We start from the raw sequence: 18,952 nt of genomic DNA, 5'->3' as shown, positions 1-18,952 counted from the left end.
GGCACCAGCCTACGGCCAGATCGCGGCGACCCCGTTGCCGACGGCATTGGCGCCGAGGACGAAGAGCAACACCGCCATGATGACGTGATTCTCGCGGGTCAGCCAGGTGTGCAGCGCGGCCAACGGTGCATGCATACGGTCGGAGGCGATGAGGAACGCGACCACGGGGATGATGACGGTGGACGAAGCCATCAGCACGAACACGGCTGTGGCGATCATGAGCCGCTCAAAGCTCAGATCGGCGGCGCCAAGGTCGACCCCGACGCTCGCGCTGAGAATGACGTTCTTCGGGTTAGCGATGGAGAGGATAAGCCCGAACTTCAGGCCGTCACTGAACCCGAAGGTGTCGATTTTCTGCATCCACGCTGGCAGCTCTGGCTTCTCATCGCCGTGCGTGCGCTTGCGCCATTGCTTGACAGCCAGCCACAGCAACAGCCCGCCCAGGACCAGCTTGATCGCGCCTTCCCATGGATTCGGCGCATGCTGCTGGTGCGCGGGCAGTAATGACGAGAGGACCGTGAGGGCGACGATCACCGCAAGGACGCCGACCACCCAGCCGAGCAGGAAACCCAGGCTGCTCGAGCGGGCACGGGGGCTTAAAAGCGTGAGGATCACGACGATGATCGGCACCGGGCTGATCGCGATGCCGACGGCGAACGGGAGCATCTCCCCGATGAGAGTGCCCATCAGCTGTGCCGTCGCGGAGCGTGCTCGAAGATGAGGTTTGTCGTGGTTCCGGCGACTTCTTCGCGCACGCTGATCGTGTCGGCGACGAGTTCGCGCAGCGCCTGGGCGTCGCGGACGGCGACGTGCACCAGGAAGTCACGGTCACCGGCGAGGAAGTAGACCCGCCGCGTGGCGGTTAGTGACTCGAGATAGTGCTGGAAGCGGTGAAGGTTGCCGCGCGCGTGCGCCTGCAGTCGGATTGCGATGAGTGCCTCCAGGTGTAGGCCGACGGCTTCTGGGTCAATTTCGGCGCGGAAGCCAACGATCGCCCCGGTGTTCATCAGCGCGCGCATCCGCTTGTGACAGGTCGATTCAGCAACGCCAACGCGGGCCGCCAGCTCGGTGTTGGAAATGCGTCCGTCGCGCTCGATCTCGATGAGGATGGCGCGGTCGATGTCGTCAAGTTCTGCGAACCGCGAAGAATCCTTCTCGGACATGGTCGATCCTCCTCTTCCTGCGAGGATTTTATGCGTGTGCTACGCATTTAGCGAGGATTCTTTCGAACCCTGCCATATGAGACGGCGAATCTGCCATCCTGGGCCTATCTGTCGCATCTCGGGAGGTTGCAATGGCGCACTCGATCGTCATCGGAGCGGGCATGGTCGGACTCGCGACTGCATGGCATCTGCAGGAGCGCGGCGCCGAGGTCACCGTCCTCGACCGCACCGGCGTCGCCGCGGGTTCATCGTGGGGAAATGCCGGCTGGCTCACACCGGGCAAGGCGATCCCGCTCGCCGACCCGAGCCTGTGGACGTATGGCCCGAAGGCGTTGCTTGATCCGGATGCCGCACTGCATGTTCCGTTCCGGGTGGATGCCGGGCTTTGGGGGTTTCTCGGACGTTTCGCCGCGCACGGCACGCATCGCGCGTGGGATCGCACGATGGCGGCGCTCACTCCGATCGACAAGCTGGCGCTTTCCGCCTTTGATGAATTGACAGACGGCGGGGTCGACTCGTGGACACGGGAGGGCCCGTTCGTGATCGGGTTCACCGAGGATCGGCATGCGACGAACTTCCTCAGAGAGATCGCTGGCGTGGTCAGGCATGGCCAAGACGTGCCCCTGGAAAGGCTGGAGAATCCGCGCGAGCTTGCGCCGATGCTCTCGGACGCGGTGAAGGTCGCGTATCGGCTCGACAAGCAGCGGTTCCTCGAGCCGGCGCCGTTCGTGCAGGCGTTGGCGGATGCCGTCGTCGCGCGCGGGGCGGTGTTGCGCACCGATGCCGAGGTGGTGCGGGTGGATGGCGGGGTTGCTGGTTCTTCTGGATCTGCTGGTTCGGTGGCGAGTGTGGTTCTCGCATCCGGTGAGCGGCTCTCGGCTGATTCGGTCGTGGTCGCGACCGGGGCATGGATGCCGAAGCTCGCACGGTCGCTGGGTGTCAGGGTTCCGGTTCAGGCGGGGCGCGGCTACTCTTTCACCGTCGACACTGAGGAGCCGGCGACACATCCGGTCTATCTGCCCGCGCAGCGGATCGCTTGCACGCCGTATCAGGGCAGGTTCCGGATCGCGGGGACCATGGAGTTTCGTGGTCCGGACGAGCCACTTCAGGCCCGTCGCATCCAGGCGATCATCAACCAGACACGCACTCTGATGCAGGGCGTGGATCTCGACAATCGGCACGACGAGTGGGTGGGCTCGCGGCCGGTGACTCCCGACGGGCTACCGATCGTGGGCGCGACGCGCACGCCGGGCGTGTACGTCGCGGGCGGCCACGGAATGTGGGGCATCGTGCTTGGCCCCGCCACTGGCAAGCTCCTCGCCGAGCAGATCGTCACCGGAAAGGTGCATCCGGCGATCGAGCCGTTCAACCCGCTGCGGTAGCGTCTCGCGCCCTCAACTATTTGTTATGCTGGCGAGGCGCCGCAAGGCCGCGGGACTGTAGTTCAATGGTAGAACTTCTGCTTCCCAAGCAGATAGCGCGGGTTCGATTCCCGTCAGTCCCTCCGATTAACTCGCGCGTCCGCTGTGAGTTCTCAACGTAGTTGGCACTTTCGCAAGGTAGTTGGCACTATTGGTCCCTGCTTGCCTACGCGAGCAGGCTGCGTATCTTCGACGTAGCGCGCCAGACGCCCCGATTTCATGACGGCGAACCTGCGACGGCGAGCGGACCTTTTCGCCCTGCGCTTACCCGCACTACACCGAATTCCGGTTTACAACGCGTCGTTGAGCATCGAGATCTCGTCGGTGGTCAACGTGATCTCGGAAGCGCGAACAGAGTCCAGAATGCTCGCTGGACGGGATGCGCCAGGAATTGGGATAACCGTGGGCGAGAGTGACAGCTCCCAGGCGAGACAGATCTGCTGGGCGCTGACCTCGTGCTGGCGGGCGAGCTCTGCAAAAGGAGCGAACGTATCGCCGAGCGAGCGCGCTCGGCCGATGCCGCCGAGTGGACTCCAGGGGAGGAATGCGATGCCGAGTTCGGCGCACAGCTCGAGTTCCGGCAAGCTCGTCCGGAATGCTGGCGAGAACTGGTTCTGGACCGAGGCCAGGCGTCCGTCGAGTACCCGGTTGGCAGTTCTGATCTGTTCCGGGTTTGCGTTGGATATCCCTGCCATGACGATCACTCCCTCGTCGAGCAGCTCCGCGAGCGCGCCCGCGGTCTCCTCGTATGGGACATCCGGGTCGGGACGGTGGTACTGGTAGAGACCGATGGCATCGACGCCCAGCCGCAGCGCCGATTCCTTCGCGGCGTTTTTGAGGTGCCCGGGCCGGCCGTCGAGGATCCAGGTGCCGTCCGAGGTGCGCAGGTGGCCGCCCTTGGTCCCGATCAGGATGCCGTCAGCATTCCCGCCCCAGGAGCGGAGGGCTTCTGCGATGAGGGTCTCATTGTGGCCAGTCTCGTCATGACCGACGTTGCCCGCGCCGAGATGATAGGCGTCCGCCGTGTCAATGAACGTCACCCCGGCGTCGAGCGCGGCGTGGATGGTGCTGATGGAGCGGTCCCGGTCTGGTCGACCTTCGACGGACATCGGCATCCCACCGAGTCCGATCTCGCTGATCTGCACTGTGCCAATACTGCGCTGCTTCATGGGTTCTTCCGTCTCTCTCATAGTTGTGGGTGTCCTGCTCGGACGCGTCCTGTCGATTCTCACGCGAGTCGGTCTATGGTCGTGTGTTCCCGGCGAGTTCGACACTGAGGATCCGATCATCGCCATCTTGCGGGTCACCTTGACTGTTCGTGTTCCCGGTGACGAACCAGAGAGTCCCGTCCGGGGCAGAGGTAACGGCGCGGATACGTCCGTATTCGCCGCTGTAGTAGTCGACGAAAGTGCTGGGTTCCGCGACGGGCACGGCGCGGAGCACTGCACCACGGAGATTAGCGATGAAAACGGTGTCCCCGATGACAGTGATCCCGCTGGGGCTGGCGTCGGCCGGCGCCCATTGCTGCACCGGGTCGACGAAGTCGCCTCCTCCGCCGACGCCTTCGACCTCGGGCCACCCGTAGTTGCCGCCCGATTCGATGACGTTCAATTCGTCCCAGGTGTTTTGACCGAATTCGCTGGCAAACATGGTCCCGTCGTCTGCCCAGCCGAGGCCTTGGACATTGCGGTGACCGTAGCTGTAGACCAGCGTTCCGGGGAACGGGTTGTCGGCTGGAGCAGCACCGTCGGGCGTCATGCGGAGAATCTTGCCCGATAGCGAATCGAGGTCTTGGGCGTTGGAACTCTGTCCTGCGTCACCTACTCCGGCATAGAGCATCCCGTCAGGCCCGAAGGCGATACGCCCGCCATTATGGTATCCGGCCGCAGGAAGGCCGTCGAGGATCGTCTCGGCATCACCCAGCTCGATGGCACCCGGTTCCCCCGTGACGGTGAACCGTTGGATGCGATTGCCGTCCACGCCCGTCGAATACGCGTAGAGCCGCTGCTGCTCATGCTGCTCATCGATGGCGAGGCCAAGCAGCCCACCTTCTCCGCCGTGTTCGATGCCCGGCACGGTTCCGATTTCGCGGGTGTCACCGCCTGGGCGGATCTCGAGGATGCGGCCGGTGTCACGTTCGCTGACCAGGGCTGTGTCTCCGACGAACACGATCGACCAGGGCGACTCGAGCCCGCTCGTCATCTCCGTTGGTACAGCATCCGACAGCGGCGCGAAGGAAGGCGGAGCGGACGCCACCGGCGAGGGCGACGTCGATGGAGGTTCAGGCGCAGCACAACCGGCAAAACCCAATGCCAACGCCATAACGGGAAGGACTGCGGTCGCCGAGCGACGGCGAGATCGAGCGAGCCTCATCAGCTTTGGGCGGGGGCGGCAGCGTTGACCTGGGCGAGGGCGTTGAGCATGCGGGGGTAGCCGATGTACGCGACGAGGACGGTGAGAACATCGAGCAGGTCGCTACGGGTATTGCCAACGTTAAGGTTCGCGGTGACGTGCCCTTTGACCTGGTTATCTGCACCGCCGAGCGCTGCGAGCAGGGCGAAGGTGATGAGCTCGCGCTGTTTCACATCGAATCCGGTGCGCGTGTAGTAGTCGCCGAAGCAGTTTCCGGAGAGGAACTCCTGGAATCGCAGCGAATCGGCAGACGCACTGGTATACAACCCGTCAATCGTGGTGGCACCGAAGATCTCCTTCTGCTCGGCAAGCCCCTTCTCCATCCGCGTTTGCGGTGTGGTGGTGGACTGGCCGGGAAGCGGGAGTGGTACTCCACGTTCAGTGAGGAGCTCGTTGATCGCGATCACGAAGTCGATGGCGCGGGCGATGCCGACGTAGGCGACCGACTGGTAAGTCAGTTCTTTCACCTGCACCGGGGTGACACCAATGTTGAGGGCGGCACCGAGCAGAGTGCGGAACTCGGTCGGCGCTCCGACGGCGATGGTTGCTGCTAGCTGGTAGACGAGCCGGTCGCGACGGTCAAGGTCGACATGCTGGAGCGTCTCCCCGAAGGCGAAGGCTTGGTAGAAGGCGAGGAGTTCGGGATCGGTCACCTCGAGGGAAACATCACTGGTCGGAGATGCGGTGGGGAAAAGGATGTCGAGCTCATTGCGAGCGTCGTCACGGATGGTCACAGCATGCTTCTTTCGTCGGAACGGGGAGGTATTGGTTTCACTCGCCTGCGGCGGCAGGGGTGCCGTTGTAGTCGTCGTCGGTGATGTGTTCCAACCAAGTGGTGGTTGTGGTGGGGTCGTCGGCGTTCTCGGTCATGGCGATGTGTTCCATGAAGCTGCCGTCTCCGGCGGCGTGCCAGTGTTCCTGTCCGGGCGGAGTGTAGATGGTCTGTCCGGGGTGCGCGTCGATGATGCTGCCGTCACGCGTACCGAATCGTCCGATGCCCTGGGTGACGCGGAGGTATTGGCCGCGGGCGTGGGAGTGCCAGGCGGTTCGGGCACCCGGTGCGAACCGGACCGTAGCGACGGTCATGTGTTGCTCGCCCTGATGGGGGATGGCGATCATGTCGAGCCACACGTCTCCGGCGAACTGCTCCGGCGGGTTTTTCGAGGTTGGCTTGGTCGGTTCGATGTTCACTGCTTTTCCTTTTTTGATCTGGCCGATGGTGATCATCGCGGTTCTTCGCTCGTTCGCCGCTCAGCTGCTGATCTCGATAGTGACGTTGCTGCCGTCGAGAAGGGACAGTTGTTCTTCGGTGGCGTTGTAGGTGCCAAGGTGCAGGATGGTATCGGAGTACCCAATGCCATCGGTGTCGTAGTAGAAGCCGAGGTTCCCCCACGGGGTGAAGTAGATCAGGTCTCCGTTCTCCGGTTCTGAGCCCGTGGATCCGGCATAGTTGAGATCCCGCGGCAGGTAGCCAACCTTCTCGCGGCCGTTGAACTCCTCGAACGGGACCTGCACCGGCAGCATCGAGAGGAAGTCCCGTACGGCGGGACTGTCTTCCCCGACCGCCGCATCGATACTGACGCGCTCGGAGGTGAACCGCACCACCGTCCCTACGACTTCGTCAGGTATCTCGACGGGTGCAATCCTCGACGGCGTCGGCTCAGGCGTTGTCGGAGTGGCCAGCGGGGTGGCGAAGAGCTCGGCTCTCGATGTTCGTGTTGGGTGCGTCCAGTTCGGTACACGAGCATCTCCTTCTGCGGCGACTTCGAGCGGGAGTGTGAGACGGGATCGGCTGATCATCTCAATCATTCTCGCTCGCGTCCCGCGTGCGCGGGAGTCCCTGACGAGAGGTGTACCGACAGGGTGCCTCTCATCCACACCGACACCGTCGCCCCGGCCTAACATGGCTCCGTACGGGGCTCGCGGAAGCGACGAATGGAAAAGCAATGCGTATACAGTTCAGGTTCCCCGGCGGTCAGTTCGACGGCGAGCTGTACTCCAACCCCGTCGCAGATAATTTTGCCTTTCAGCTGCCACTGGAAGTGAGCTTCTCGGACTACAACGGAGTCGAAAAGATCGCCAACCTCCCTCGTGCTCTTCGAGTCGACGGCGTCCCAAGCAGCGCCGAACCCGCACCAGGCGAAATCAACTACTACTCCCCCAGGAAAGGCCTCGTGCTTTATTACGGTCACGTCGGCCGGTGGCCCGGAATCATTCGCCTCGGTCGTTTCGACCTCCCCCTCGACGCGCTGCGGACCATTCCCGACGGTGCTGTCGTCGGCATCGACCTGCACAACGAGGAATCCTGAAGTGGCGCTCATCCTCGTCACCGGATCCTCGGACGGTCTCGGCCTGGGCACCGCGAAAGAGCTTGCGCTGCAGGGAAACGACGTGGTCGTGCACGGCCGAGCCCCCAGCCGCGTACCCGAGGCTCCCGCCGGACGCGCATGGCACGGGACCGTGATTGGCGACCTTGCCGACCAAGCTCAGACGATCGACGTCGCCGCACAGGCGAACGCGTTCGGCCGGTTCGATGCGGTCATCCACAACGCCGGCGTCCTGGACTCTCCCGATGCGGTGCTCGTGAACGTGAACGCTCCGTTTATCCTCACCGCCGAAATGGTAAAGCCCGCCCGACTGATCTACCTCAGCAGCTCGATGCACCGCAGCGGATCCACCGACCTAAGCCGACTCATCCGCGGCACCGCAAGCTATAGCGACACGAAGCTATGGGTGACAGCCTTCTGCATGGCGGTGGCGAACGGGTGGCCGCAGACCGCAAGTCACGCCGTAGACCCCGGGTGGGTACCCACCCGGATGGGCGGCCGCGGCGCACCTGATGACCTCGTCGCCGGGCACGAGACGCAGGTTCGGCTTGCCACCCTTCCAGACGTCACGCCCATCACGGGTGGGTACTGGCACCACCAACACACGCAGCGCCCGAGTCCAGCGGCCCTCGATGAGCAGTTTCAGATCGACCTTATCGCGACCCTTGAACATGAAACGGGCGTCTTGCTGGGTCGGTGAGCGATGCTAGCTCGAGCGCGTCGCGTGCCGATCAGGCACATTCCGAACGAGGTGCAGGGCATCGTGGTCAGGAGCCGGGTTCCGCTGCAAACACGGTGAGTTGCACGCTAAGGGCGCCCACGTGCGGGTCGCGTCCCGCACGGTACGAAGTTGTGCGACATTGACTCGAGCGACGACCTCCCATTCGGGATAGAACGGCGGGGCGACACGCTCGAGGAGGATGAATCGCGCGAAGTTCGGTGGCGAAGTCGTGGCGCTGGCGATCATCTCGCCCATGAAGGCACGGCCCAGCTTGTTCCATGCCAGAAGATCGACGTGGCCGCATCGACTCGGACTACGCGTCCGAACGAACCAGCCGCTGCCAAGCGGTAGCCGATGGGTACCCTGACAGAGACTCCCTCAGCGACGGTAACGAGCGTAGTTTGCCAGGTATGGACAATCGAGCAGAGGTACGAGAGTTCTTGATGACCCGTCGCGCGCGAGTGACTCCGGATGCCGCTGGCATCGCTGTCGGTTCGAACCGGCGCGTCGAGGGGCTCCGACGGAGCGAGGTCGCGACCCTTGCCGGTGTGAGTGTTGAGTACTACGCCAAACTTGAACGCGGCGCGATTGCGGGTGCGTCGGCGTCTGTTCTGGATGCAGTCGCACGCGCGCTGCAGCTTGATGAAACCGAACGTGCACATCTGCTCGACCTCGCCCGCGCCGCTGACGGGATCCCGACCAGCGGCCGCAGTCGCAAGCGCGTCAGCAAGCCTGCCGCATCACGACCGAGTTTGGCTTGGGCTCTGGAGTCGATGACCGATGGGATCGCGTTCGTCCGCGACCCGAGGCAGAACCTTCTCGCGATGAACGCTCTCGGTCGGGCCTTTTACTCCCCAGTGGTTGGTGATGGTGGCCGCGCGCCGAACCTTGCTCGATTCCAGTTCCTGGATCCAGCGTCGCGCGAGTTCTATCCGGACTGGGATCTGTTTGCACAGATGTGCGTCGCCATCATGCGTGCGGAAGCGGGACGTGACCCGCACGACAAGGGTCTGCAGGATCTAGTCGGGGAACTCTCCACGCGAAGCGAGATCTTCCGTGGCCTGTGGGCGGCGCATAACGTCCGCACGCACGGTGCCGGCACTAAACGGTTCCGACATCCCATTGTCGGTGAACTGACGTTGGCGTACGAAGAACTCGCTGTCACCGCCGAGCCCGGAAACATCATGATGATCTACACGGCAGAGCCAGGTTCATCGTCGGCCGAGCGCCTTCGATTGTTGGCTTCCTGGGCTGCAAAGCAACCCGTTGCATCGGAATCCAGCGAAGGCGCAGCCACTGGGCAAGTTCAGCGATAACCTCACGATGGTGCGCAGATACCTTCTGACCACGAGTAAGTGCATCCAGTATCCGCGATCACCCGAAGGACGCACCTGAGAACCATCGTCGGGGCCGCACCCCGGGTATCGGCTTGGCCGCATGAGTTCGTTTGCTGTCGGACACACTCTTGCCCCCACTCCTTCGGCCCTTTGAAGGGTGCCACGCCGGTACGCCCCTCAATGGAGACTCCCTCGCGCAGCGCAATCAGTGTTGTCTAGCTACATCGACCTCGGCGTCCTACGTCGCGGTCGGTGAATTGCCCTGGCCTTCCCGGGGCTGAGGCTCGTCCCGAATACTCCATCCCTTCAGCCGAAAGATTCCAATGACCTCCGTTCCTGCAATCATCGCCACGTCCGCTACCGAACCGCTGACACGCGGTTCCATCGAGCGTCGTCCCATCGGACCTATGGACGTACGCATCGACATCCTCTGGGCAGGCATCTGCCACTCCGACATCCACACCGTCAACGGCGACTGGGGACCCCAGCACTATCCGCTGACCGTGGGCCACGAAATCGCAGGTGTCGTCGCCGAGGTCGGGCCGGCGGTCACAAAGCACAAGGTCGGCGACCGCGTCGGCGTGGGCTGCATGGTGAATTCCTGCGGCGCATGCCGCAACTGCCTCGCCGGCGACGAACAGTACTGCCTCAACGGCATGGTCGGCACATACGGAGCTGAGGACCGGGACGGCACCATCACCCAGGGTGGCTACTCGACCAGCATCCTCGTCGTCGAAGACTTCGTACTGAGCATTCCGAACGCGATCCCCTTCGAGAAGGCTGCACCGCTGCTGTGCGCCGGAATCACGACCTACTCTCCCCTGAAGCGGTGGAACGCCGGGCCCGGCAAGAAGGTCGCCGTTGTCGGCATGGGTGGGCTCGGTCACATGGCCGTCAAGTTCGCACATGCCATGGGCGCCGAGGTCACGGTGCTGTCCCAGTCACTGCGGAAGAAGGAGGACGGCCTGCGACTCGGCGCTGACCACTACTTCGCCACCAGCGACCCCGCCACGTTCACCGAGCTGGCGGGCAGCCTCGACCTCATCATCAACACCGTCTCCGCCCCCATCGACGTCGACGCCCATCTGAACCTCCTGGCCGTCGACGGCGCTCTGGTCAACGTAGGTGCGCCGGCAGAGCCGATGAGCCTGCAGGTGATGTCACTTATCGGCGGGCGCCGCACCTATGCCGGGTCCATGATCGGCGGCATCGCCGAAACGCAGGAAATGCTCGACTACTCCGCTGAGCACGGCATCTCCCCCGAAATCGAGATCGTCAGCGCCGCGCAGATCAACGAGGCGTGGTCGCGCGTGACCGCCTCCGACGTCCGCTACCGATTTGTCATCGACACATCAACCCTGACCGCCTAACGCACCTACCTGCGCGCGCTCTGTCCACCGCTAGGCGCGCGCATCACACCGACTGCTCTTCCCCGATAAGGAACACCAACAAATGACTACCGATACGGCCTCGAATGTCGCGGACCGTCCAGCCAAAGATGCGTTTGCGGCGGCAGTCGAGCGCCCGCCTCGGCTTCCACTCGTGGTCTACGTGCTCGCGTTGGGCACATTCCTCATGCTCACCACCGAGTTCGTCGTGGCCGGCATCCTCCCCGAGATGTCAGCAGATCTCAATGTCTCCTTCGCGCAAGCGGGGCTACTGATCACCGTCTTCGCGATCGGAATGATCATCGGCGCACCGCTCATGGCGATGCTCACGCTTCGCTTGTCGAAACGGTTGACGCTGGTACTTGCGTTGGCTGTGTTCATCGTCGGACATGTGATCGTTGCCGTCGGCTCGGACTTCACCGTGCTCCTCGCCGCCCGGTTCGTCACCGCCCTCGCCACGGGCGCCTTCTGGGCGGTGTCCGCCGTGGTCGCAAGCCGCGCCGCAGGGCCAACTTCCGGGGCGCGGGCGATGGGAGTTGTCAGCGCCGGTGGTGCGCTCGCTACGGTGCTCGGCGTCCCCCTCGGTGCCGTTGTCGCTCAGATGGTCGGGTGGCGGGGCACTTTCTGGGCGCTGGGGATTGCCGCCGTGATTGCGGTCGTATTCGTCGCCCGCCTCGTGCCGGCCGACACAGCCGCATCAGCCCCATCAACCTCACTCCGCACCGAGCTGGCCGGGCTGCGTTCAGGGCGACTGTGGCTGACCCTAGCCGCGTGCGCCACCACCACCGGAGGAGTGCTCGCCGCCTATTCCTTCATCTCCCCGATCCTCACCGAACAGGCCGGCGTGCCCGCATCGCTCGTTCCTCTCGTACTGACAGGTTTCGGCGTCGGCTCCTTCATCGGCACCATCCTCGGCGGACGCTTCGGCGACGCCCGCCCGGCACTGATCACGATCCTCACCCCCGCCGTCACCGTCTTCCTCCTGCTCAGCATCAGCCTCGTTTCCGGCGCCCCATGGGCGATGACCGTACTCGTGGTCCTGCTCGGACTCTTCGGCCTCAGCGCCAACGGAGTGCTCATCCATCTCGCCGTCCGCTTCGCGGGGAAAGCCGCAACGCTGGGATCCGCGCTGAGTGTATCCGCGTTCAACGCCGGCACCGCAGTCGGAACAGCGATCGCCGGTATCGCCCTGACCTCACCGCTCGGAATAACCGGGCCCGCGACCGTCGGGTCAATCATCGTCGCACTCACGCTCATCCCGACGATCACCCTTGCGGTCCTCAACCGCAAGCGGACATTTGAGAGGACCGCAACGTCCGTACTCACTGACGTCAACCCGTGATCTCACGCTCAACTTTGCTCAGCAACTCAACTGGGTCTTCTTTTACCCCTCACAAAAGGGAAGCCCCTCCGCCGAGCTGACCATTCGTAGTGCCCAGATCAGTAGGTGGCTCGACCACCACTAATGTCATACACCGCTCCGGTCGAGAACGACACGCGGTCCGAAGCCAGCCAGGCGACAAGCTCCGCCACTTCCTCTGCGCGCCCGACACGCTTCATAGGGATGAGGCTGGTGATGTGCGCGAGGACCTCGGGTGCTGTCGTATCGTTCATTGGCGTGGAGATCACGGCAGGCGCGATCGCGTTCACGAGGACCCCGGTCGTAGCGAGCTCCTTGCCTACCGACTTGGTCAAAGCGATCACCGCAGCCTTCGAAGCGGAATAGGCGGCCAGATTCGGGTTGCCGTCCTTGCCTGCCATGCTCGCGAAGTTGACGATTCTCCCCCAGCCAGCAGACACCATTCCTGGAGCGAACGCCTGGATGGTGTTCACCACACCGATCACGTTGACGTCGAAAGTGCGACGCCACGAGTCGAGGGATACCTCCGTGAGAGGCATGTTGGGGCCAACTATTCCAGCAGAGTTGATCAAGATGTCAACAGCGCCAACTTCCGATGCGACGCCCGACACAGCCTCACCGTCGGTCACATCGGTATGGAAGTCGACGTCACCCATCAGATCGAGCGTGACGACTTCGACGCCGTCGGCGCGCAGACGGTCGGCAGCTGCGGCACCTAGGCCGCTGGCAGCTCCTGTGACGATGGCTTTTCTCATCGGTTTCTCCGTGTTCATGATGTGGTGATGTCGATATGGATCTTCGGGCCCGGCCCGCTGTCGCGGGGGCGATGCCCGGCGAGGATCCCAGGCAACTCGTCCAGCCGTATCGTGGTGGCGATCAAGGGTCGAGGGTCGACGGAGCCGTCGGCGAAGGCCGCGATGGTCGGATCTAGGCCGGCGGATGCCCCGAGGATGCCGACAGAGGTGACGTCCTTCAGGGCGATCGTCCGAGTGTCGACGTAGCTGGGGCTTCCCGCGAGTCCGACATGGATGACGCGTCTCCCGGGTTCGACGAGATCAAGTGCCCGAGCGGGAAGGTCGGGAGCGTTCGACGCATCGATCACGGCGTGCCACGGCAGATCAGGGAGATCGTCGGAGGTCCATACTCCGTCCCAGGTCAACGAGCGGGCGAACTCGAGAGACCGCCCTGCCCGCCCCATCAGGTGTACTTCCGCACCCGCCGCTCGGGCGAACATGGCGCACAGGAGCCCGATGGTTCCGGGGCCGAGGATGAGCACCCGATCGCCGCGGTTGAGTTGCGAGGCGTCCACCGAACGCCACGCGTTGCCCCCGGGTTCCACCATCGCCCCCGCAGCAGCATCGACTTCGTCTGGCAGTACATGCAGCGACGTGGCCGGCACCGCGACCTGCTCAGCAAGGGCTCCCGGCTTTCCACCTCGGACGCCCAGTTCAAATCGGTAAGCGCACACATGGTGGAAGCCGTTGCGGCACCGCTCGCACGCGCCGCAACCGATCATGGTGTCGCCGGTCACCCGGCGACCGATCCACGCCGTATCGACGTCATCGGCGACAGCCGTCACCGTGCCCATCCACTCGTGCCCGATACGGAGCGGGTAGGACGCATTGCCGTCGTGGAGATACTGCATGTCACCGGTGAAAAGTTCGAGGTCTGTACCGCAGATTCCCGCGCGCTGCACGTCCACGACCACTTCACCGGACGCAGGCGTCGGGGAATCGACGTCCTCGATGCTCGCTTGACCCGGACCGGTGATGACGAGGGCTTTCATCGAGGGGCGATCACTCTCTGCGTCTGCGTCCCCAGCCCGTCGATGCCGAGGTTCATCACGTCTCCCTGCTGGAGCCAGATGGGAGGGGTGAACCCGAGTCCGACGCCGGGCGGGGTGCCGGTGTTGATCAGGTCGCCCGGTTCGAGAACCATGAACTGGCTGATGTAGTGCACGATGAAGAACGGATCGAAGACCATCGTCGACGTCGATCCGGTTTGCCGACGGACGCCGTTGACGTCCAGCCACATGCCCAGATCCCCCACATCTGCGAACTCATCCACGGTCGCAAGCCAGGGCCCGGTGGGGTTGAAGGTCTCCGCCGACTTGCCCTTGAGCCACTGTCCTCCTCGCTCGAGCTGAAATGCGCGCTCACTGACGTCGTTGACGAGCACCCAGCCGGCGATGTGTTCTCTCGCTTCGTCGACCGACTCGAGGTAGCTGGTGCGCTTGCCGATCACGATGCCGAGTTCGACTTCCCAGTCGGGTTTCGTCGCTCCTCGCGGAATACGCACGTCGTCGTTGGGCCCCACGATCGTGTTCGGGGACTTCGTGAACAGGATCGGCTCTGTGGGTACGGGTTGACCGGACTCCGCCGCGTGGTCGGCGTAGTTCAGACCGACGCAAATGATCTGGTGCGGCCGAGCGATCGGGGCTCCGATGCGCTGCCCGGCCAACAGCTGCGTCTCGCCAGCGGACACCCGCTCGGCGACGGTGGGCTGGATTCGTGCGAGGCCACCAATGGCGAAGAACTCCTCGTTGAAGTCTGTCACCACGTCGGATAGGTCGACATATCGATCGTCCGCGATCAGGGCGGCTGGCTTTTCTGCCCCGATGGGGCCGATGCGCATGAGTTTCATGATGTTCCTTCCGTCAGGGATGGGCGGTCGCCGTTCCAGAGCGAGGGCTGGACCCCGGCGATACCCGGTGTGATCGTGAACAGCCGACCCGACAAAGGGGCGACGGCGAGTTGGTCGGCGGTGAGGTCTTCGCGGGCGGTGGTGATGACCAGCGTGGTGAGGTCTGCGGCGGCGAAGGTGACGCTCGACACGTGAGGGGCGGGAACATCGACGCGTGCCACAAGATCCCCGGACGGTGAGATCCGAAGCACGCATCCCGCCCCCCAGATCGCGACCCAGAGATGACCTTCGGCATCGATGGTGATGCCGTCGGGGTACCCGTGATCCAGTTCGATCAGCACGCTACGCACGCCGATGTCCCCGGTGTCGGGGTCATAGCTGCGAACGTGGATCCGCCGTGTGAGTGTGTCGACGCTGAACATCAGGCGTCCGTCCGCGCTCCACACGACGCCGTTCGCGAGCGAGAGGTCATGGTCGAGGATCGTGATGGCCTCGTTCCCGTCCACGCGAACGAACTTCTCTGCACCTGGGCCCTTCGTCCCCACGACGAATCTGCCCGCAGGATCGGGTTTGCCATCATTGAATCGTCGGTCATCGCCGCCGATCAGTGCGCGTCCCGAGACGCGCACACCGCGCCTGTCGACATAGTGCAGGCGGTGGGTGCCAGCGATGATCAGCTCCCCCTCGGCGGACACAGCCACCGCTCCCGCCGTGTCCGGAACGACGGTCCGTCCGGTGCAGAGGATCTGACCGTCCGGCATCAGTTCACCGGTGAAGACGGTGCCTTCGGTGATGTCGACCCAGAGCACCTGCTCCCGCACCGGGTCCCACACGGGCCCTTCGGCAAGATGATGACACTCCTGTGAAGCGACCTGCGCGATGCCCAGCGACGGGAGCGAGTCGTACGGGGTGATCAGGTCAGTGGGACTCACGTGCCACCGCCGATCCCGAGCCGCCAACGAGGAAGTCGAGGTCAGCACCTCGGTCGGCTTGCAGCACATGATCGACGTACAGACGCTCCCATCCCCGGGCAGGATTGGCGTAGCCGGCGACCGTGATCGCATCAGGTGTGCGCATGCGCAGTTCCTCGGCGGGCACGTCAAGATCAAGTCGGCGGTTCCGCACGTCGAGGCTGATCCAGTCGCCCGTTCTGACGAGGGATAGCGGTCCCCCGGCAGCAGCTTCGGGTGTGACGTGCAGTACGACCGTGCCGTAGGCGGTGCCAGACATGCGTCCATCGCAAATCCGTACGATGTCGCGGATGCCGCGTTCCAACAGTTTCTTAGGAAGCGGCATGTTCGATACCTCGGGCATGCCGGGGTATCCCCTCGGGCCGCAGCCGCGCAGCACCATCACGCTGTTTTCGTCGATGTCAAGGTTCGGGTCGTCGACGCGCGCGTGGAAGTCCTCGATGCTGTCAAAGACCACGGCGCGCCCTCGGTGCTTAAGTAGATGAGGGGATGCAGCAGCGGGCTTGATGATGGCGCCGCCGGGCGCGAGAGATCCTCGCAGAACGCTGATTCCGGCCGCTCCGATGAGCGGCTCAGCCCGCGGAGTGATGACCTGCGGGTCCCAGATGTGCGCATCCTCGAGGTATTCCACGAAGGGGCGACCGGTGATCGTTAATGCTTCCGGGTCGAGGAGATCTTGAACCTCTTTCATGACCGCGAGGAAGCCGCCGGCACGGTACAGGTCGTCCATCAGGTACTGCCCCGCCGGCTGCAGGTTCACCAACAGTGGCACTTCCGCACCGATGCGGTCGAAGTCGTCGACCGTCAGGTCGATGCCGAGACGACCGGCGATCGCGAGAAGGTGGACGACTGCGTTCGTGGAGCCGCCGATCGCTGCAAGTGCGACGATCGCGTTATGGAAGCTGCCCTTGGTGAGGAAGGTCGAAGGGCGCCGGTCTTCGGTCACGAGCTGAACGGCCAGGCGGCCAGTCTCGTGCGCGGCCTCCAGGAGTCGGACATCGGGTGCCGGGGTGCCGGCGAGCCCGGGGATGATCACTCCGAGCGCCTCTGCCACCAGCGCCATCGTGGAGGCCGTACCCATGGTGTTGCAGTGCCCCTTCGAACGGATCATCGAGGACTCGGACTTGAGGAAAGCCGTCTCGGAGAGGGTTCCGGCCCGAACCTCCTCGCTCAGTCGCCAGACATCCGTGCCGCACCCAAGGGCTTCGTTCCGGAAGTGGCCCGTCAACATCGGACCGCCGGGGACAACGACCGCCGGCAGGTCGACGGACGCCGCCGCCATCAGCAGTGAAGGGATCGTCTTGTCGCACCCACCCAGGAGAACGGTTCCGTCGATCGGGTTCGCGCGCAGCATCTCCTCGGTAGCCATGGCCGCCATGTTGCGCCACAGCATTGCGGTGGGGCGCACCTGCGTCTCCCCGAGCGACACCACCGGCAATTCCAGCGGGATGCCGCCGGCCTCATAGATGCCGTTTTTCACCGATTGCGCGACTTCGGTCAAGTGGGAGTTGCACGGGGTGAGATCGGACGCCGTGTTGGCGATCGCAATCTGAGGACGGCCTTGGAACGCACTCGACGGGACGCCTCGTCGCATCCACGCCCGGTGGATGTAGGCATTGCGGTCCTGGCCGTCGTACCATTCGGAGCTTCTGAGGTCACGCGCCATGATTGTCATTCCTCAGGTCGGTGGTGAACGAAATGTCGAGAAGATCCAACGTTCCACTCCCCTGGTAAGCGAGCGTCAGTTCGTGCGGGCCGTCGATTTCTACGACGGCGCTCGCGTGAACCCACTCATCGGAGGGGGCGATCGGGACTGCGCCGACGCGTGCGAAGGCTGTGGACACTTGGAGCCATCCCTGAGCGTCGCCCCGAGTCGCGACGGTGATGCGCGTCGGCCCGGTGAAACGGAAATATTTGTACCCGACAGCGGTGGAATCGGCGATGTTGGCGACATATCGGCCAGTGCGATCGTGGCTGATCCTGGGCGCGTGCTTGGAACGAATCTTCCCGTGTCGCATGCGCCCGTTGCTGAGTGAGCTGCAGATAACTGCCGGGTATGCGCGATCGGTGGGCAGGGGTCCTGCGGTCAGACCGCTGCTGGTGACAGGCACCTGTCGGATGGAACCATCCGGTTCGATGCTGATCGGTTCGGCACAAGCCTGGCGGCGGCAGATGCTGCCATGAGTGTTGCGGTGGTAGAAGACGTACCATCGCTCGCCAATCCGCTCGATCCCACCATGGTTGGTACCGGTTTGGTTCACACGATCCTTCGGCTTCCGTCCATGCAGACCTATGTCGCCGTTCGAGACGATCGTTCCCCGGTACGTGAAGTCTCGGTCGGGGTGAGCGCTGGTGGCATAACAGAGTTCGTGAGAGTTGAAAGAAGAATAGATGAAGTAGTAGACATCGCCGATCTTCCGGATGGAACTACCCTCCCAGAAGGCGTGACCGTCGAAGCTCAAGCCCCGCACTTCTTCGGGGATGATGCGCGAGGGTGCGCCGAGCACGGTGAGCATGTCGGCCTGCAGCTTGACGGTGATCGCGCCTTGGATGCCGTCGAGCTTCTTGGCAAACGCATCCATGCTCTTGCCGTACATCTTGGCTTGCGCCCTTCGCTGGAGAGGGCGGGTGATCGCGGGCATCTTGGCGAACGGGAAGCAAGTGCCGTAGTAGAGCCGGATGACTCCCTTGTCGTTGATGACGGCAGGGTCGAAGAGGACGTATTCGTCGTAGGGGGTGCCGTCCGGGTTACGAACGAAGCCGAGGTATTCGTAGGTACCGTCGGGTTCATCAGAGATCGCGACGCTGATCGGTCCCTTGTGCCCGCCTGTGCCGTTGCGACCGGACATGCAGTAGTAGAGGTAGAACCGCCCATCGTTGCCCTGCACGACATCCGGCGCGTACATGTACGGGCGCCCGTTCGCGTAGGAAGGGTCTTGGCTAGCCCGGTAACTGACGCCGCGGCTGGTCCATCTCGAGAGATCGTCAATCGGCGCAGAGTAGAAGACGTAGTCGAGCTCGCAGTATGTCGTCCCCTCCTCGGCGTCGTGTGAGCCGAAAAGATAGACGCGGTCGCCGAAGACGTGTGGTTCTCCGTCGGGAATGTATTCGTCGAGCGGGAGGAACGGGTTGGCCGCCGGCATCGTGGTTCGGATGATTTGCCTCTCGGTCACGCGTCGGCGCTCCTCGGTCGTGGATGGGTTTGCTTC

20 protein-coding genes and 1 tRNA gene are annotated in these 18,952 nt (G+C 63.7%); 7 read left to right on the top strand and 14 right to left on the bottom strand.

From position 1 onward, the window contains the following. Window positions 1-9: 9 nt before the first annotated feature. Window positions 10-687, bottom strand: a complete 678-nt coding sequence (locus tag AC1C2O_RS14275; RefSeq protein WP_495431100.1) for a GAP family protein — start codon at window positions 685-687, stop codon at window positions 10-12. Further along, complete coding sequence (locus AC1C2O_RS14270; RefSeq protein WP_495431099.1) at window positions 687-1,163, bottom strand: Lrp/AsnC family transcriptional regulator; 477 nt, start codon at window positions 1,161-1,163, stop codon at window positions 687-689. Before AC1C2O_RS14270 ends, AC1C2O_RS14275 begins: the two co-directional genes overlap by 1 nt. A gap of 131 nt (window positions 1,164-1,294) precedes the next feature. Here AC1C2O_RS14270 and AC1C2O_RS14265 point away from each other — a divergent pair, with 131 nt between their 5' ends. Beyond that, entirely contained in the window at window positions 1,295-2,545 is a 1,251-nt protein-coding gene (locus AC1C2O_RS14265; RefSeq protein WP_495431098.1) for an NAD(P)/FAD-dependent oxidoreductase, read from the top strand. 51 nt (window positions 2,546-2,596) lie between these two features. Further along, window positions 2,597-2,667 (top strand) — tRNA-Gly (locus AC1C2O_RS14260). A gap of 207 nt (window positions 2,668-2,874) precedes the next feature. On the opposite strand, the gene AC1C2O_RS14255 is transcribed toward AC1C2O_RS14260, so the two are convergent. The 5 genes from AC1C2O_RS14255 to AC1C2O_RS14235 form a co-directional block, all read right to left on the bottom strand. After that, complete coding sequence (locus AC1C2O_RS14255) at window positions 2,875-3,753, bottom strand: aldo/keto reductase (RefSeq protein ID WP_495431097.1); 879 nt, start codon at window positions 3,751-3,753, stop codon at window positions 2,875-2,877. A gap of 73 nt (window positions 3,754-3,826) precedes the next feature. After that, window positions 3,827-4,840, bottom strand: coding sequence for a PQQ-dependent sugar dehydrogenase (locus tag AC1C2O_RS14250; protein WP_495431096.1), 1,014 nt, complete (start codon window positions 4,838-4,840; stop codon window positions 3,827-3,829). Between the two features lie 116 nt (window positions 4,841-4,956). Continuing rightward, entirely contained in the window at window positions 4,957-5,730 is a 774-nt protein-coding gene (locus AC1C2O_RS14245; RefSeq protein ID WP_495431095.1) for a carboxymuconolactone decarboxylase family protein, read from the bottom strand. A 37-nt stretch (window positions 5,731-5,767) separates the two neighbouring features. Beyond that, window positions 5,768-6,187 (bottom strand): (R)-mandelonitrile lyase, encoded by a 420-nt coding sequence (locus AC1C2O_RS14240; protein WP_495431094.1) that lies wholly within the window; start codon window positions 6,185-6,187, stop codon window positions 5,768-5,770. Between the two features lie 60 nt (window positions 6,188-6,247). Beyond that, window positions 6,248-6,796, bottom strand: a complete 549-nt coding sequence (locus tag AC1C2O_RS14235) for a cyclophilin-like fold protein (RefSeq protein ID WP_495431093.1) — start codon at window positions 6,794-6,796, stop codon at window positions 6,248-6,250. 146 nt (window positions 6,797-6,942) lie between these two features. On the opposite strand from AC1C2O_RS14235, the gene AC1C2O_RS14230 reads away from it, so the two are divergent. Together AC1C2O_RS14230 and AC1C2O_RS14225 are read left to right on the top strand one after the other, a co-directional pair. Then, window positions 6,943-7,305, top strand: a complete 363-nt coding sequence (locus AC1C2O_RS14230) for a cyclophilin-like fold protein (RefSeq protein ID WP_495431092.1) — start codon at window positions 6,943-6,945, stop codon at window positions 7,303-7,305. A 1-nt stretch (window position 7,306) separates the two neighbouring features. Continuing rightward, window positions 7,307-8,023, top strand: a complete 717-nt coding sequence (locus AC1C2O_RS14225) for an SDR family NAD(P)-dependent oxidoreductase (protein ID WP_495431091.1) — start codon at window positions 7,307-7,309, stop codon at window positions 8,021-8,023. A 6-nt stretch (window positions 8,024-8,029) separates the two neighbouring features. Here the strand turns inward: AC1C2O_RS14225 and AC1C2O_RS14220 are convergent, their stop codons facing one another. Then, complete coding sequence (locus AC1C2O_RS14220) at window positions 8,030-8,290, bottom strand: MmyB family transcriptional regulator (protein WP_495431745.1); 261 nt, start codon at window positions 8,288-8,290, stop codon at window positions 8,030-8,032. Window positions 8,291-8,454: 164 nt separating this feature from the next. On the opposite strand from AC1C2O_RS14220, the gene AC1C2O_RS14215 reads away from it, so the two are divergent. The 3 genes from AC1C2O_RS14215 to AC1C2O_RS14205 all read left to right on the top strand — a co-directional run bounded on the left by AC1C2O_RS14215 (window position 8,455) and on the right by AC1C2O_RS14205 (window position 12,111). Next, window positions 8,455-9,360 (top strand): helix-turn-helix transcriptional regulator, encoded by a 906-nt coding sequence (locus tag AC1C2O_RS14215; RefSeq protein ID WP_495431090.1) that lies wholly within the window; start codon window positions 8,455-8,457, stop codon window positions 9,358-9,360. A gap of 344 nt (window positions 9,361-9,704) precedes the next feature. Further along, on the top strand, window positions 9,705-10,751 hold the full coding sequence (locus tag AC1C2O_RS14210) for an NAD(P)-dependent alcohol dehydrogenase (protein ID WP_495431089.1): 1,047 nt from the start codon (window positions 9,705-9,707) through the stop codon (window positions 10,749-10,751). A gap of 82 nt (window positions 10,752-10,833) precedes the next feature. Further along, on the top strand, window positions 10,834-12,111 hold the full coding sequence (locus tag AC1C2O_RS14205; RefSeq protein ID WP_495431088.1) for an MFS transporter: 1,278 nt from the start codon (window positions 10,834-10,836) through the stop codon (window positions 12,109-12,111). A gap of 98 nt (window positions 12,112-12,209) precedes the next feature. On the opposite strand, the gene AC1C2O_RS14200 is transcribed toward AC1C2O_RS14205, so the two are convergent. Genes AC1C2O_RS14200 through AC1C2O_RS14175 form a run of 6 tightly spaced genes read right to left on the bottom strand, consistent with a single transcriptional unit; the run spans window position 12,210 to window position 18,916 of the window. Further along, window positions 12,210-12,884 (bottom strand): SDR family NAD(P)-dependent oxidoreductase, encoded by a 675-nt coding sequence (locus AC1C2O_RS14200; protein WP_495431087.1) that lies wholly within the window; start codon window positions 12,882-12,884, stop codon window positions 12,210-12,212. A gap of 14 nt (window positions 12,885-12,898) precedes the next feature. Beyond that, window positions 12,899-13,915, bottom strand: a complete 1,017-nt coding sequence (locus AC1C2O_RS14195) for a zinc-dependent alcohol dehydrogenase (RefSeq protein ID WP_495431086.1) — start codon at window positions 13,913-13,915, stop codon at window positions 12,899-12,901. Then, entirely contained in the window at window positions 13,912-14,772 is an 861-nt protein-coding gene (locus tag AC1C2O_RS14190) for a fumarylacetoacetate hydrolase family protein (RefSeq protein WP_495431085.1), read from the bottom strand. The genes AC1C2O_RS14195 and AC1C2O_RS14190 overlap by 4 nt, the downstream gene beginning before the upstream one ends. After that, window positions 14,769-15,704: an SMP-30/gluconolactonase/LRE family protein gene (locus tag AC1C2O_RS14185; protein ID WP_495431084.1), complete on the bottom strand. Its 936-nt coding sequence runs from the start codon at window positions 15,702-15,704 to the stop codon at window positions 14,769-14,771. The genes AC1C2O_RS14190 and AC1C2O_RS14185 overlap by 4 nt, the downstream gene beginning before the upstream one ends. After that, a complete protein-coding gene (locus AC1C2O_RS14180) occupies window positions 15,691-17,409 on the bottom strand; it encodes an IlvD/Edd family dehydratase (RefSeq protein ID WP_495431083.1) in 1,719 nt (572 codons plus the stop codon). Before AC1C2O_RS14180 ends, AC1C2O_RS14185 begins: the two co-directional genes overlap by 14 nt. After that, entirely contained in the window at window positions 17,399-18,916 is a 1,518-nt protein-coding gene (locus AC1C2O_RS14175) for a family 43 glycosylhydrolase (protein ID WP_495431082.1), read from the bottom strand. Before AC1C2O_RS14175 ends, AC1C2O_RS14180 begins: the two co-directional genes overlap by 11 nt. Between the last annotated feature and the right edge of the window lie 36 nt (window positions 18,917-18,952).

This window comes from Microbacterium sp. Y355 (genome assembly GCF_059445345.1).
Note: the sequence above shows the minus strand (reverse complement) of the source record. Positions and strands in the feature narration are given on the sequence as shown.

Bases quoted from the DNA above. Each gene is read 5' to 3' on its own strand.
- AC1C2O_RS14275 (WP_495431100.1), bottom strand. From the start codon at position 687: ATGGGCACTCTCATCGGGGAGATGCTCCCGTTCGCCGTCGGCATCGCG.
- AC1C2O_RS14270 (WP_495431099.1), bottom strand. From the start codon at position 1,163: ATGTCCGAGAAGGATTCTTCGCGGTTCGCAGAACTTGACGACATCGAC.
- AC1C2O_RS14265 (WP_495431098.1), top strand. From the start codon at position 1,295: ATGGCGCACTCGATCGTCATCGGAGCGGGCATGGTCGGACTCGCGACT.
- AC1C2O_RS14255 (WP_495431097.1), bottom strand. From the start codon at position 3,753: ATGAAGCAGCGCAGTATTGGCACAGTGCAGATCAGCGAGATCGGACTC.
- AC1C2O_RS14235 (WP_495431093.1), bottom strand. From the start codon at position 6,796: ATGATCAGCCGATCCCGTCTCACACTCCCGCTCGAAGTCGCCGCAGAA.
- AC1C2O_RS14230 (WP_495431092.1), top strand. From the start codon at position 6,943: ATGCGTATACAGTTCAGGTTCCCCGGCGGTCAGTTCGACGGCGAGCTG.
- AC1C2O_RS14220 (WP_495431745.1), bottom strand. From the start codon at position 8,290: ATGATCGCCAGCGCCACGACTTCGCCACCGAACTTCGCGCGATTCATC.
- AC1C2O_RS14215 (WP_495431090.1), top strand. From the start codon at position 8,455: ATGGACAATCGAGCAGAGGTACGAGAGTTCTTGATGACCCGTCGCGCG.
- AC1C2O_RS14210 (WP_495431089.1), top strand. From the start codon at position 9,705: ATGACCTCCGTTCCTGCAATCATCGCCACGTCCGCTACCGAACCGCTG.
- AC1C2O_RS14205 (WP_495431088.1), top strand. From the start codon at position 10,834: ATGACTACCGATACGGCCTCGAATGTCGCGGACCGTCCAGCCAAAGAT.
- AC1C2O_RS14200 (WP_495431087.1), bottom strand. From the start codon at position 12,884: ATGAGAAAAGCCATCGTCACAGGAGCTGCCAGCGGCCTAGGTGCCGCA.
- AC1C2O_RS14195 (WP_495431086.1), bottom strand. From the start codon at position 13,915: ATGAAAGCCCTCGTCATCACCGGTCCGGGTCAAGCGAGCATCGAGGAC.
- AC1C2O_RS14190 (WP_495431085.1), bottom strand. From the start codon at position 14,772: ATGAAACTCATGCGCATCGGCCCCATCGGGGCAGAAAAGCCAGCCGCC.
- AC1C2O_RS14180 (WP_495431083.1), bottom strand. From the start codon at position 17,409: ATGGCGCGTGACCTCAGAAGCTCCGAATGGTACGACGGCCAGGACCGC.